Below are 12,895 nucleotides of genomic sequence, written 5' to 3'. Positions count from 1 at the left end.
AGCATGAATGACAGCGAGATCGCTCAGGCGGTGGAAAACGTCCTGAGCAAATTTACCCGCACCACGCCCGCTGCCGATGCCGAAAATCCGGCGCTGGCGGCCATGGTCGCCCGGGCGCTGGCGCAGAGCAGCGCAAACCCGGAAGACGTGAAAAGATCCGCCGTCACGGAGACGGAGGAAGCAGGCGTTTTCGCCACGATGGACGAGGCGATCGGCGCGGCCGTGCTGGCCCAGGTGCAGTATCGCCATTGCTCTATGCAGGATCGCACGACCTTTATCAACGGCATCCGCGAGGCGTTTTTACAGGAGGAGGTGCTGCAAACGCTCTCCCGCATGGCGGTTGAAGAAACCGGCATGGGCAACGTGGCGGATAAGGTGATTAAAAACCGCCTTGCCGCGCTGAAAACGCCCGGCCCGGAAGACCTGCCGACCTGCGCGCAAAGCGGCGATGGCGGCCTGACACTGACGGAATATTCGGCCTATGGCGTTATCGGTGCTATCACGCCGACTACCAATCCGACCGAGACGCTAATCAATAACAGCATCAGTATGCTGGCCGCCGGCAATGCGGTGGTCTTCAGTCCGCATCCTCGCTCCCGCAAAGTGTCGCTGTATACGGTGGCGCTTATCAATAACAAACTCGCCGCGCTGGGCGCGCCGGATAATCTGGTAGTGACGGTTGCGCAGCCCTCTGTAGAAAATACCAACGCGCTGATTAAGGATCCGCGCATCGCTATGCTGGTGGCGACCGGCGGCCCGGCCATTGTGAAAACGGTGATGTCCTCCGGTAAAAAAGCCGTTGGCGCAGGCGCGGGCAATCCGCCTGCCGTCGTGGATGAAACGGCCGATATCGAACAGGCCGCCCGCGATATCATCAACGGCTGTAGCTTTGACAACAACCTGCCGTGCACGGCGGAAAAAGAGGTGATTGTAGTCAGCCAGGCGGCGGATTATCTGATCCACTGCATGAAGAAAAGCGGCGCTTACCTGCTGAGCGACAAAAAGCTTATTCAGCAGCTGCAAACGCTGGTGCTGAACGACAAAGGCAGCGGCCCGAATACGGCGTTTGTCGGCAAAGACGCGCGCTATATCCTGCAACAGCTGGGCATTGATGCGCCGGCGGAAACCAGAGTCATCCTGATTGAAACCGAAGCGACGCATCCTTTTGTCGTGCATGAATTAATGATGCCGGTGCTGCCGCTGGTGCGCGTGGATAACGTTGACGAAGCCATCGAGCTGGCCGTTTGCGTGGAGCAGGGCAACCGTCATACGGCGGTGATGCACTCTACCAACGTAGAGAAGCTGACCCGCATGGCGCGGCAGATCCAAACCACCATCTTTGTGAAAAACGGGCCGTCTTACGCCGGGCTGGGCGTCGGCGGCGAAGGCCACACCACCTTTACTATCGCCGGGCCAACGGGCGAAGGGCTGACCTCGGCGCGCACCTTCGCCAGAAGGCGCCGCTGCGTCATGGTCGAGGCGCTGAATATCCGCTGATGAAAACGCGCATTATCAACGCCCCCACGCCGGAAACGCTGGCGATGCTCAGGCGCCGGATGCCGTCGGAATTCAGAACGCGGCTGGATCTGCTGCGTGTGGACGCCGTCGCGCTGTTAATGCTGCCGGTGCCCGATCTCTATTTCTGTGCCGACCTGGCCAGTAAAGGCGCCGACGTCATGGTTTCGGAGATTTTCGGCAGCTGCCCGCAGCATATCACTTCGCTGGCGATCTTCGGCGAGGTGGCGGCGGTGGCGGAGGCGATGCGGCTGATTGAACAGCACCTCGGCGCTTAAGCCCCAGGGCCATAAACAAAACGCTTTTTCGGGAGTTATCACTATGTTGGAAAAAGGCTTTTCCAGTCCGACCGATCGTATCCTCAGGCTTAAAAACACGCTCCTGCAGGTGAAGCCGTACGTGGAATCGGAGCGCGCCACGCTGGCGACGCTGGCTTATCAGCAGTATGAGCATCTGCCCGCCATCATGCGGCGCGCCAGAGTTATTGAAAAAATCTTTCACGAGCTGCCGATCACCATCCGCGCGGATGAGCTGATTGTCGGCGCAGTCACCATCCATCCGCGCTCTACCGAAATCTGCCCGGAATTTTCCTTTGAATGGGTGGAAAAAGAGTTCGAAACGATGGAGCACCGTCTGGCCGATCCCTTTATTATCGAAAAGGAAACCGCCCAGGCGCTGAGCGAAGCCTTTAAATACTGGCCGGGCAAAACCACCAGCTCGCTGGCCGCGTCCTATATGTCTGACGCCACCAAAGAGAGCATGGCGGGCGGCGTCTTTACCGTCGGCAACTACTTTTATGGCGGCGTGGGGCACGTCAGCGTGGATTACGGCAAGGTGTTGAAGATCGGTTTTCGCGGCATTATCGCAGAGGTAAACGAGGCGCTGGCGAAGCTGGATCGCAGCCGCCCCGACTACCTGAAAAAAGAGCAGTTTTATCAGGCGGTGATTATCAGCTATCAGGCCGCTATCGCTTTTGCCCATCGCTATGCGCAGGAAGCGGCGCGGCTGGCGCAGGCGGAAAACAATCCGCAGCGCAAACGCGAGCTGGAGCAGATTGCGCAAAATTGCCGACAGGTGCCGGAGCAGGGCGCGACCACTTTCTGGCAGGCCTGTCAGACCTTCTGGTTTATTCAGAGCATGTTGCAGATTGAATCCAGCGGCCACTCGATTTCGCCAGGCCGCTTCGATCAGTATATGTATCCTTATCTGGCGGCGGACAGCAGCATTACGCCGGAGTTTGCTCAGGAGCTGGTGGACTGCTGCTGGATCAAGCTTAACGACATCAATAAAACCCGCGACGAAGTCTCCGCGCAGGCTTTCGCCGGCTATGCCGTGTTCCAGAATCTTTGCGTTGGCGGCCAGACGGAAGAGGGGCGCGACGCTACGAATCCGCTGAGCTATATGTGCATGGAGGCAACCGCGCACGTTCGCCTGCCGCAGCCTTCTTTCTCCATTCGCGTCTGGCAGGGTACGCCCGACGAGTTTTTATTCCGCGCCTGCGAGGTGGTGCGTCTGGGGCTGGGCGTTCCGGCCATTTATAACGACGAGGTGATTATCCCGGCGCTGCAAAATCGCGGCGTTTCGCTGCAGGATGCCAGAGATTACTGCATTATCGGCTGCGTGGAGCCGCAGGCGCCGCACCGTACCGAAGGCTGGCACGACGCGGCCTTCTTTAACGTGGCTAAGGTGCTGGAAATCACGCTGAACAACGGACGGGCAGGCGGCAAGCAGCTGGGGCCGATAACCGGCGAGATGACCAGCTGGCGCGGCATGGACGACTTTTACCAGGCTTTTCAGCAGCAGATGACGCATTTCGTCCATCAGCTGGTAGAGGCCTGCAACAGCGTCGACCTTGCGCACGGCGAACGCTGCCCGCTGCCGTTTCTCTCTGCGCTGGTGGATGACTGTATCGGGCGGGGCAAATCCTTGCAGGAAGGCGGCGCTATCTATAACTTTACCGGCCCGCAGGCGTTTGGCGTGGCCGATACCGGCGACTCCGTTTACGCCATCCAGAAGCAGGTGTTTGAAGAGGGCAAGCTGACGCTTGCTGAACTGAAAAGCGCGCTGGAAACCAATTTTGGTCACGCAGCCGACAGCTCGCCTCAGGCATCGCTGAGCGAAAACGACCTCTGCGCCATGGTACAGCAAATTATCGATCGGGACGGATCGCTGGACGCGGCGGCGATCAAAGAAGAAGTTTATCGTCAGCTCTCCTCCACGGCGGCTTCGCAAGGCAGCCAGCGTTTCGCTGAGATCCGCCGCATTCTGGAAAATACGCCCTGCTTCGGCAATGACATTGACGAGGTAGACCTGGTGGCCCGGCGCTGCGCGCTGATCTACTGTCGCGAAGTGGAAAAATACCGCAATCCGCGCGGCGGCCAGTTTCAGGCCGGCATCTATCCCGTCTCGGCCAACGTGCTGTTTGGTAAGGACGTGGGCGCGCTGCCCGACGGTCGCCTGGCAAAAGCGCCGCTGGCAGACGGCGTGTCGCCACGGCAGGGCAAAGACGGCTCAGGGCCGACCGCCGCCGCCAGCTCGGTAGCCAAGCTGGATCACTTTATCGCCTCTAACGGCACCCTCTACAATCAGAAGTTTTTGCCTTCCGCGCTGGCGGGGGAGAAAGGGCTGCGCAACTTCGGCAGCCTGGTACGCAACTATTTTGATAAAAAAGGGATGCACGTGCAGTTCAACGTGGTGGATCGCGACACGCTGCTGCGTGCGCAAAAAGATCCGCAGCAGCATCAGGATCTGGTGGTGCGCGTGGCGGGCTACAGCGCGCAGTTTGTGGTGCTGGCCAAAGAGGTTCAGGACGACATTATCAGCCGTACCGAACAGCACTTTTGATGCGGCCGGCGCGGTTGCCAGCCAGCAGGACACAGGATGAAAGTCGACTACGAAACGGAAGGCGTGCTGTTTAATATTCAGCGCTATTCGCTGCATGACGGGCCGGGCATTCGCACTATCCCGTTTTTTAAAGGCTGCCCGCTGGCCTGTAAATGGTGCTGCAACCCAGAGTCGCAGCGCCCCGGGCCAGAGCTGCTTTTTAAAAACCGTGACTGCATCCGCTGCGGGAAGTGCCTGAGCGTGTGTCCCACGCAGGCGCTGTCGCCGGACAATCCTTTCTTTGTGGATCGCACGCGCTGCACGCAGTGCGGCGACTGTACGCAGGTTTGTCCGACCGGCGCGCTGGAGATGAAAGGAAAGCGCATGACGGTCGGCCAGGTAATGCGCGAGCTACAGAAAGAGGAAAATTTGTTCCGGCGATCCGGCGGCGGCATCACGCTTTCGGGCGGCGAGCCGCTGGCGCAGCCTGAGTTTGCTCGCGAATTGCTGAAAGCCTGCAAGGCGAAGGGCTGGCATACCGCCATAGAAACCACCGGTTTAACCAGTAAAGAGGTGATTGATGAGGTATTTCCGTGGGTCGATCTGGCGCTGACCGATATCAAAGCTATTCATCCGACGGTGCATCGGGAAAATACCGGCGTGGATAACCGACGTATTCTGGAAAATCTGCTGCGCATCTCTTTTATTACCAAAACGGTGGTGCGTGTGCCGGTGATCCCCGGCGTTAACGACAGCCCCGAAGAGGTTCGGCGCATCGCGGAATTCGCCCGACTGATGATGAATGTCACCGAGATCCATTTGCTGCCCTACCATAATTTTGGCGAAAACAAATATGCTCTGCTGGGCCGCGACTATCCGCTGCGGGGAAGCGCCGTTAAGGCCGACATCGGGCCGCTGAAAGCGGTGGTGGAAGGGCTGGGGTTTACCTGCCATACCGGCGGCTAGCGATGGTGATTAAGCGATCGCAACAAACGGGCAGCGCTGGCCGACGGCCAGGGCACGTGGTCGCCTGGTGATCAAAGCAGAGGGGCAATCGGGGTAAAGGAGATGACACGGTTGACCGGGGGTAAAACACAGGGTCGATTAGGGTAAAGGAAAGCTGGTGATAAAGAGACGGGATCGACTGCGGTAAAGGAAAGGTATACGGTTTGGCTGGTGATAAAGACACGGGAGCGACCGCGGTAAAGGAAAGGTATACGGTTTGGCTGGTGGTAAAGATACGAGATCGGCTGCGGTAAAGGAAAGACGCACGGTTGGCTGGTGATAAGGAAAAGCGCGGCGCCACCACCGCCTATTTTTTGCGTTGACCGGAACGACGTGCCGACTTATTACCTTTAGTTACAGCATCCTGAACAGGGGATATCGCATCGGAAGACGGCTCGTTGGCGTTGATATCCGCTCCGTTATTGACCGGATCTGTCTCTGCTTCGGATCTGGGTTGTACTGGTGCATCACCAGGCGAAACCGGCTGCGTTAAGGTGACGTCAGGCACAACAGCTTTCGTCGTTACATTGCCAGGTAAAACCGGCATTGATGTATCGTCAGGCATAACAGCTTTCGCCGTTACGTCGTTTGATATATCGTCAGGCACAACAGCTTTCGCCGTTACGTCGTCATGCAAAGCAGTCTTCGCGCCTGTGTCGGCAGGCAAAGCAAGCCGCGTTGGAGCTACCGATTTACAGGTAATTTGCGTCATCGCCTCAATGCCCTCTGCCGCTCTGGCTATGACCCGATGGGCGTAAAGCTTGCCCATGCGGCTGGCTGCCACCGCGCCTGCTTCGACGGCAGCATTCACCGCCGACACCTCTCCCGTTAATCTCACCAGTATCAGGCCGTTTCCTTTGGTCTGCTCGCAGCCTGCCAGCGTCACGTTGGCCGATTTCAGGGCCGCATCGGCGGCTTCCACCGCGGCGGCCAGCCCCACGGTTTCAATCAGCCCAAGGCTTTTTCCGGGCATAGCGTTCTCCTTAATGTTATCCCGCTATTTTACCGGCCTCCCTGACGGAGCCAGGGAAACTATTTTGCCCGTTACAGAGACTTTTTTGTCTGGTCTTTATTGTTTCCGGTCGCCGTCATCTGACGACAGTAGTCTGACGGCGCCATGCCCGTTTCCTTTTTAAAAATGCGGCAGAAATAGTTGGCATCCTGCCAGCCAAGCTCCAGTGCAACGGTATGAATATTCAGATCGCTGAACTGTAACAGGGCGCAGGCAAACTGCATTTTGCGATGGCTAACGTAAGCGGAAAAACCTGTGCCCGTCTCTTTTTTAAACTTTCGGCTCAGGTAGCAGGCGCTGATAAAAGATTTGGCGGCAATACCATCCAGCGTAACGTTTTCCGTTATGCCTCGTTCAATATGAAATTTTGCTCGGGCGACAAAGGACTGCGTGCTTGTTTTCAGGGCTGCATCAAATATTTCCCGGCTTGCCTGCAACAGCAGCAGAACCAGACGCCGGTAGCGCGCCTTGCTCACACCGTCCTGCCCGACCTGTAGCGCCAGCATGCCGATCTTTTCCCGCATCGGCGGCCTTAATGACGCCTGCCGACATATCAGTTCCAGCAGCAGAACCAGCTCGCGGCTTGCCTGGTTGTCCCCAAGAAAGGCGCGTTTGTGTACGTCCAACAGCAGGTCATGCCATTGTGGATAGTCACACCGGGCGATAAGCGTCTGAAGCCGCCGCTTCAGCGCTTCGCCACGGGCCATTCCGTGCGCATCAGCGCTCAGGCTACCGTTAACCTTATCAATGATGGCCTGCTTTTTTATCGGTTTCAGCAAATAATCTTCAATCTGCAAAGGCAGCATACTGCGGAGAAGATCAAAGTCGTCGCTGGCGCTGGTGACGATAACGCGGGTAGCGCTGCTTTTGGTGCGTAGATACTGAATAACCTGCCTGCCGTCGGGGCGGGGAATGGTCAGGTCGACAAAAATCAGGTCGATATGCGGCAGTTCATCAATCAGCTGCATAGCTTTTCTACCGGTCGGAGCGTCATAAATCAGCACGCCTTGCTGACTGGCCGCTACAATGCGGCGCAGGCTTTCCGCTTCCATCGGTTCATCTTCAACTATCACCACGGTGGACATAACCGGCTCCTGTTTTACGACTGAGGCTGAAGAGGAAAACGAAGTTTGATGGTGGTGCCCATCATGGGACGGTGGGCGCTAAAGATCTCCAGCCCATAAGCGTCGCCAAACAGCAGCTGCAGGCGCTGCATAATATTCCTTATGCCTATTCCCTGCTTATTGTCCTGCGGCCCGCTTAAAATTTGGGTTATCGTCTGTTGTGCGATGCCATCGCCGTTATCGCTGACCTCAATAATAAGATCGCGACCATCGTCGGTTGCACGAATATGCAGTACGGCAGGCATTTCCCGCGGCTCAACAACGTAATTAAAGAAATTTTCCGCCAGCGGTTGCAGCGTTAAAAAAGGGCAGGCGACGCCATAATATTTTTCCGGAATAGCGCAAAGATAAGTGAAACGGTCCGGCATTCTGACTTTCTGCACTGCCATATAGCTGTTGACGTAATGGATCTCTTGTTCAAGCGTGATAACGGCATGATTATTTTTGCGTAGCAGATAGCGCATCATATCGGAGAAATCATGCACCATGGCTTCCGTCCGCGGCGCTTCTTCCAGAAAGGCGAGCCGACCAATGGTATTCAGCACGTTAAATAAAAAATGCGGATTAAGCTGGTAGCTCAGCGCTTTAAATTCCGCCTCGTGCAGCAGTTTTTCCGTTTCCACTCGCCTGCGCAATTCACGGGTCAGCTGCCGTTCTTTTTTATGCAGTTCGCGCTGGATGGTGGTGGCCCAGGCCTGTTCCACCAGGCAGGAAGCCATATGCAGCAGGGTTTCAGCCAGTAGCTCAAAGCGGCGATAGGGGGTAATCGGTATCGCCTGATGAAAGCGCTTCAGAGAGGGGGTGATTTTTCGACGCGGGCGATTGGGCAGAATGCAGGGGATCGTTTTTGCCTTTTCCGCTTCAACTCTGGCCTGACCCGCAATAAAAGCGCCCAGATAATGCTCGTTAATAACCACAGGTACGGCAAACTCAACCATGCCGCAGCAGCAGCGGTAGATGACCGGTTTCCGCGCCTGCATGGCCGCCCGACCGCCGGCATTGTCGCAGGCGTGGCAGCGTTCCGCCTGGTCCGGGTTTTGGCGGTAGCGGGCGCAAAAGTCAGAAAAGCCGCTTGGCCTGGTGACGGGGAGACCAGTGGCGTCCACCACTACCAGCGCAATCCTCATTGTCTGGCTGAAGTTGTCCTGTAGCTTTTGCAGCCTGTGCGTATCCAGAAAATCCGCGATCTTATATTCAGCTTCCATGCTAAATACCTTATGCAAGTCGATATCAGGGTAATGTAACGTAAGCAATACGCTTTAATAGTGCACGGCTTCACAGCTGACAAATATTTTTTATACAGATGGAATGCCGCCGCGCTGCCTGAGCCTGCTTTGGTCGTGCGGCGATATTCAGATCGGCGATCGTCTCCTTTTTGGCGCTTCCTGACCCTGGCCGATGTTTGATAAATAGCAAAAGCTGCTGCCGGTAGAAGATAATTACAGTGTGCTGGCAGAGATGACGAGATTTGGCTGAGCGGAGAGGCCGACGGAATAATAAAGCCCGGTTTTAATTTTTTTAGTCTGCAGCGTATATGTCTGTCTGATATTTACGCTGCAAAATTGCCTGTAGCTACAGTCAGAGCTGTCCGGCTTGCTATTCAAAGGCATTACTACCTAAAACCTTACGCCGCCGCTAATGGCTGAGTAAATAAAGCGATTCGCGGCGGTGCCCGCCTTACGCTTCCTTTCTCCCCAGCCAGCGCTCTTTCAGCAGCGAGCCAGCAATGGCCGCATCCAGCAGCGGGGAGGGCGGCAGGTAATTTGCTTCGCCCAGCGCCAGCATCGTGGCCGTCAGCGGATTATCATAGCCCAGCGCATAATCGGCCAGCAGCGATCCCGCGATAGTCTGCTTAGAGATCCCCGCCCCGTTGCAGCCGCTGGCGGTGTAAACAGCGCCGCTCAGCGCGCCCCAGACCGGCGCGCCGTTGCGGGTTACGCTGATGGTGCCCGACCAGCTGTGGGTCAGGCTGACGTCCGTGAGCTGGGGGAAAATTTTGTTGAACGTGGCTCTGTGCAGCCGCGTGGCGGCATAAGTTTGCGTAGCAGTTACGCGGCCGTGCAGGGCCGGCACCACGTGTTGACGAATTAAAATGCGGCGATCGGCGGTGTAGCGCAGCGTGGCGCCCGCGATGGCGTTAACCGGCGTCAGGCCCCAGCTCTTCATGATCGGCAGCCGCTGGCGCTGTTCATCGGTTAGCGGCGCGGTCAGGCTGGCGAAAGTCGCCATGGCCGCCTGCTTGCTGATGCCCGGTGCCAGTTCGCGGGAAAGGGCAGCGGTTGCCAGCATCACTTTCGGCGCACAAAGCGTGCCGAAAGGCGTGACAAGGCGATTTATTTTGCCGTAGTGAATGGCCATCACCGGCGTCATATCATAAAGAGTGACGTTTTCCGGCAGCGTTGCGGCCAGCCCGATCGCCAGGCTTGCCGGGTTGAGCAGCACCGCGCCCGGCGTATAGATGCCCTTGTGATAAAAATGCGTGCCCAGCTTTTGCGACAGCGTCTCGCGGTCAAGCACCTCATAAGCCTCGTCCATCAGCTCAAGATTATCGCGATACTCCTGCAACACGCTTTCGCTGCGTGCATCGGCCTGGCAGTGATACTTCCCGGCCTTCTCCCATTCGCAATCGATCCCTCGATCCGTCACGATCGTTTTTAATTCGTCGATCCCGGCCTGTAATAAGGATCGATAATCCTGCGCCTTTTTCAGCTCCGCCGTCGAGCTGCCAATATTATGCGGCAGGCCGATCGCAAAGCCGGAGTTTCTGGCTGAAGAGCTTTCCGCCGCGCTGGCGGCATCAACCACCACAATTTTCAGGTTCGGATTGTGACTGGCCAGCCGACGAGCGAAAGCCAGACCGGCAAAGCCTGCGCCGACGATCGCCCAGTCCGCTTCGCAGTCGCCGCGCAGCGCAGGACGGCTTGCAGGCGTCTCGCGCAGCCAGCCATTGTGATTCTGGTTAAAAGGTATTGAGGCGTATTTCACTGTAACCATCCCTGAACGAGCCGTTCGTTAGCAAAGCAGCAAGGGCCACACCGCATCTGCTTACTCTTTTTTGTCATGTATCAAGCCATGACGCCGCCATCAGCTATCTTGTGCCTGGCCGATTGCGGCATCAATCATTCAGCAGCGTTCCGGCAGGCGGCTTCACTGCCTGCGCAACATGCAGGCGCAGCGGCCTGCATAGCGTGCGATCAATAGATTTTGCGGTAGAGGCTGGCGATATCGTCCAGCGTTGCTTCTCGTGGATTGCCGCCGGTGCAAACATCGTCCAGGGCGGCCTGCGCCAGCGCCGGAATATCTTCTTCTTTCATGCCCACATCGCGCAGGCGGGCAGGAATGCCGACGTCGACAGAAAGCTGTCGGACGGCTTCCACGGCGGCTTCTCTTGCCTCGCCCAGACTCATGCTGCACACCCTGGTGACGCCCATCGCACGGGCGATATCACGGTACTTCTCGCCGGTGAAATCGGCGTTCCACGCCATAACGTGCGGCAGGATAATGGCGTTGGCGACGCCGTGCGGCACGTTGTAGAACGCGCCCAGCGGGTGAGCCATACCGTGCACCAGGCCCAGCCCGACGTTGGAAAAGCCCATGCCTGCCACGTACTGGCCCAGCGCCATATCCTCTACGCCCTGCTTGTCGCCAGCTACGGAAGCGCGCAGCGAACGGTTGATAATCTGAATCGCCTTCAGATGCAGCGCGTCGGTCAGCTCCCAGGCGCCCTTAGTGGTGAAGCCTTCGATAGCGTGGGTCAGCGCATCGATCCCCGTGGCGGCCTTGAGCGAAGGCGGCATACTCGCCATCATGTCCGCATCGATAATAGCGACGACCGGAATGTCGTGCGGATCGATGCAGACAAATTTACGGCGATTTTCCTCATCCGTAATCACGTAGTTAATGGTGACTTCCGCCGCCGTGCCTGCCGTGGTCGGAATGGCGATAATCGGTACGCAGGGATTTTTGGTTTTGGCAAAGCCTTCCAGACTGCGAACATCGGCGAATTCAGGGTTGTTGATAATGATGCCGATAGCTTTTGCCGTATCCTGCGGCGAGCCGCCGCCGATGGCGATCAGATAGTCCGCCTGTGCGGCTTTAAATGCCGCCACGCCTTGGGTAACGACGGCGATAGTCGGGTTCGGCACCACCTCGTCATAAATGACGTAAGGAAGATGATGCCGATCCAGCAGCGCGGTGACCTTTTCAATTACGCCCGCTTTAAGCAGTGTTTTATCCGTAACCAGCAGCGCTTTTTTAAGGCTGCGCTGGCTGACCTCATGGACGATTTGCGAGATAGCGCCGGGACCGAACCAGGAGGTCTCGTTCAGAATCATTCTTTGTAGCATCATCTTCTCCACTCGTTTCAAATTTTTTAAAATCACAAACGTTATTATCACTGGCTGGAAATATGCGGAGGAATGCCCGGACGAGTATTGATTAAGATCAGGTCACGGCGAGTCTTCAGGATGGAGTAATGACTATCAGGGCTTATCTTTACGGTAGGGTTTGTTAAGCTGCGGGTCCGTTAATTTTATAAGGTAGAGCTATGTTACGTGCAATCACGGCCGGAGTTTTGATGGTTTCCCCAATGATGGCCTTTGCCGATGCGGATCACCCTGAAATCGACTGTATGAAAATTAAGAACTATGCCGCAGCAGGCGATAAAGCTTATAAAGCAAAGCAGTATGAAAAGGCACGCTACAGCTATACAGAACAGGTAGCCTGGAGTGAAAGTTGCCAGCTTCCAGATAGCGCTATTGCGGTAGCTTATAATAATGTGGCGCTCACCTGGATACGTCAGGGAGACTATCGTAAGGCAAAAGCCTGGCTGCTGATTGATGAGAAAGACGCCAAATCGCAATATAATCTGGGGTTAATAAAAGAGAAACTTGCTGCCTTACCGCAGCCTGCTTCGCCCGCTGGTGAATACTGGGAATACGCAGGAAAAGGGATGTGGAATAGCTACAGCATCTCGGCAGAACAGGACCACTACAAAATTAACTTTGATGGCGTCTCGCCAGGGCTGATGGCGATGTATTACGGCCCGAATATCGGCAGCCTTGAAGGAAAGGCCACCATCCAGAACGGCAGAGGCGTACTGCAACAACGTGAGGAAGGTGACTGGGGCAACTGTGATGTCACGCTGCTCTTTACCCCAATGGATTTAACGACTCAGGTTAACGGTGACTGCGGGTTTGGTCATAACGTTTCTGCGGCTGGCCATTACATTCGCGTTGAATAGCATCGTTGGGCTGAACGCTCGGCAGCCCGGCCGAAATAAAGGAAAAGGCGTCCTGGCGGCCGATGTCTTATAAACCCGGACGCGACGATATTCTCTGCCTGATTTTATTTATGCCTGACGTAATCCGCTTTTTTGCGCCGGTCCATCCGCTTTTTTCAGAGCAAGGCATGGTGT

10 protein-coding genes are annotated in these 12,895 nt (G+C 56.5%); 5 read left to right on the top strand and 5 right to left on the bottom strand.

Translation table 11 applies throughout. The annotated features are described in order from the left end of the window. Positions 1-3 precede the first annotated feature (3 nt). From AB3U87_RS03285 to AB3U87_RS03270, 4 genes are read left to right on the top strand one after another with little or no spacing between them, the layout of a single operon-like run. On the top strand, positions 4-1,497 hold the full coding sequence (locus AB3U87_RS03285) for an aldehyde dehydrogenase family protein (protein WP_369896279.1): 1,494 nt from the start codon (positions 4-6) through the stop codon (positions 1,495-1,497). Then, complete coding sequence (locus tag AB3U87_RS03280; RefSeq protein ID WP_253458133.1) at positions 1,497-1,793, top strand: hypothetical protein; 297 nt, start codon at positions 1,497-1,499, stop codon at positions 1,791-1,793. Before AB3U87_RS03285 ends, AB3U87_RS03280 begins: the two co-directional genes overlap by 1 nt. Before the next feature lie 43 nt (positions 1,794-1,836). Beyond that, positions 1,837-4,359, top strand: coding sequence for a glycyl radical diol dehydratase GrpM (gene grpM, locus AB3U87_RS03275; protein WP_394148380.1), 2,523 nt, complete (start codon positions 1,837-1,839; stop codon positions 4,357-4,359). 36 nt (positions 4,360-4,395) lie between these two features. Then, on the top strand, positions 4,396-5,304 hold the full coding sequence (locus AB3U87_RS03270) for a glycyl-radical enzyme activating protein (RefSeq protein ID WP_394148379.1): 909 nt from the start codon (positions 4,396-4,398) through the stop codon (positions 5,302-5,304). A gap of 346 nt (positions 5,305-5,650) precedes the next feature. Here AB3U87_RS03270 and AB3U87_RS03265 read toward each other — a convergent pair whose 3' ends face one another. From AB3U87_RS03265 to fucO, 5 genes are all read right to left on the bottom strand, one after another. Further along, complete coding sequence (locus AB3U87_RS03265) at positions 5,651-6,316, bottom strand: BMC domain-containing protein (RefSeq protein WP_394148377.1); 666 nt, start codon at positions 6,314-6,316, stop codon at positions 5,651-5,653. A 71-nt stretch (positions 6,317-6,387) separates the two neighbouring features. Then, positions 6,388-7,440 (bottom strand): helix-turn-helix domain-containing protein, encoded by a 1,053-nt coding sequence (locus tag AB3U87_RS03260; RefSeq protein WP_394148376.1) that lies wholly within the window; start codon positions 7,438-7,440, stop codon positions 6,388-6,390. A 14-nt stretch (positions 7,441-7,454) separates the two neighbouring features. Continuing rightward, complete coding sequence (locus AB3U87_RS03255) at positions 7,455-8,684, bottom strand: sensor histidine kinase (RefSeq protein ID WP_370734608.1); 1,230 nt, start codon at positions 8,682-8,684, stop codon at positions 7,455-7,457. A gap of 472 nt (positions 8,685-9,156) precedes the next feature. Then, positions 9,157-10,464: an NAD(P)/FAD-dependent oxidoreductase gene (locus AB3U87_RS03250; RefSeq protein ID WP_394148375.1), complete on the bottom strand. Its 1,308-nt coding sequence runs from the start codon at positions 10,462-10,464 to the stop codon at positions 9,157-9,159. 209 nt (positions 10,465-10,673) lie between these two features. After that, positions 10,674-11,825: a lactaldehyde reductase gene (fucO, locus tag AB3U87_RS03245; protein ID WP_370734723.1), complete on the bottom strand. Its 1,152-nt coding sequence runs from the start codon at positions 11,823-11,825 to the stop codon at positions 10,674-10,676. Between the two features lie 242 nt (positions 11,826-12,067). Between fucO and AB3U87_RS03240 the strand changes: the two genes are divergently transcribed. Then, positions 12,068-12,721, top strand: coding sequence for a tetratricopeptide repeat protein (locus AB3U87_RS03240; protein WP_253458154.1), 654 nt, complete (start codon positions 12,068-12,070; stop codon positions 12,719-12,721). Positions 12,722-12,895: the final 174 nt, after the last annotated feature.

Source organism: Erwinia plantamica, assembly GCF_043420595.1.
GTDB classification, from domain to species: Bacteria; Pseudomonadota; Gammaproteobacteria; order Enterobacterales; family Enterobacteriaceae; genus Erwinia; species Erwinia aeris.
Note: the sequence above shows the minus strand (reverse complement) of the source record. Positions and strands in the feature narration are given on the sequence as shown.

Coding starts and splice junctions, on each gene's coding strand:
- AB3U87_RS03280 (WP_253458133.1), top strand. CDS start 1,497: ATGAAAACGCGCATTATCAACGCCCCCACGCCGGAAACGCTGGCGATG.
- AB3U87_RS03255 (WP_370734608.1), bottom strand. CDS start 8,684: ATGGAAGCTGAATATAAGATCGCGGATTTTCTGGATACGCACAGGCTG.
- AB3U87_RS03270 (WP_394148379.1), top strand. CDS start 4,396: ATGAAAGTCGACTACGAAACGGAAGGCGTGCTGTTTAATATTCAGCGC.
- AB3U87_RS03285 (WP_369896279.1), top strand. CDS start 4: ATGAATGACAGCGAGATCGCTCAGGCGGTGGAAAACGTCCTGAGCAAA.
- AB3U87_RS03260 (WP_394148376.1), bottom strand. CDS start 7,440: ATGTCCACCGTGGTGATAGTTGAAGATGAACCGATGGAAGCGGAAAGC.
- AB3U87_RS03265 (WP_394148377.1), bottom strand. CDS start 6,316: ATGCCCGGAAAAAGCCTTGGGCTGATTGAAACCGTGGGGCTGGCCGCC.
- AB3U87_RS03240 (WP_253458154.1), top strand. CDS start 12,068: ATGATGGCCTTTGCCGATGCGGATCACCCTGAAATCGACTGTATGAAA.
- grpM (WP_394148380.1), top strand. CDS start 1,837: ATGTTGGAAAAAGGCTTTTCCAGTCCGACCGATCGTATCCTCAGGCTT.
- fucO (WP_370734723.1), bottom strand. CDS start 11,825: ATGCTACAAAGAATGATTCTGAACGAGACCTCCTGGTTCGGTCCCGGC.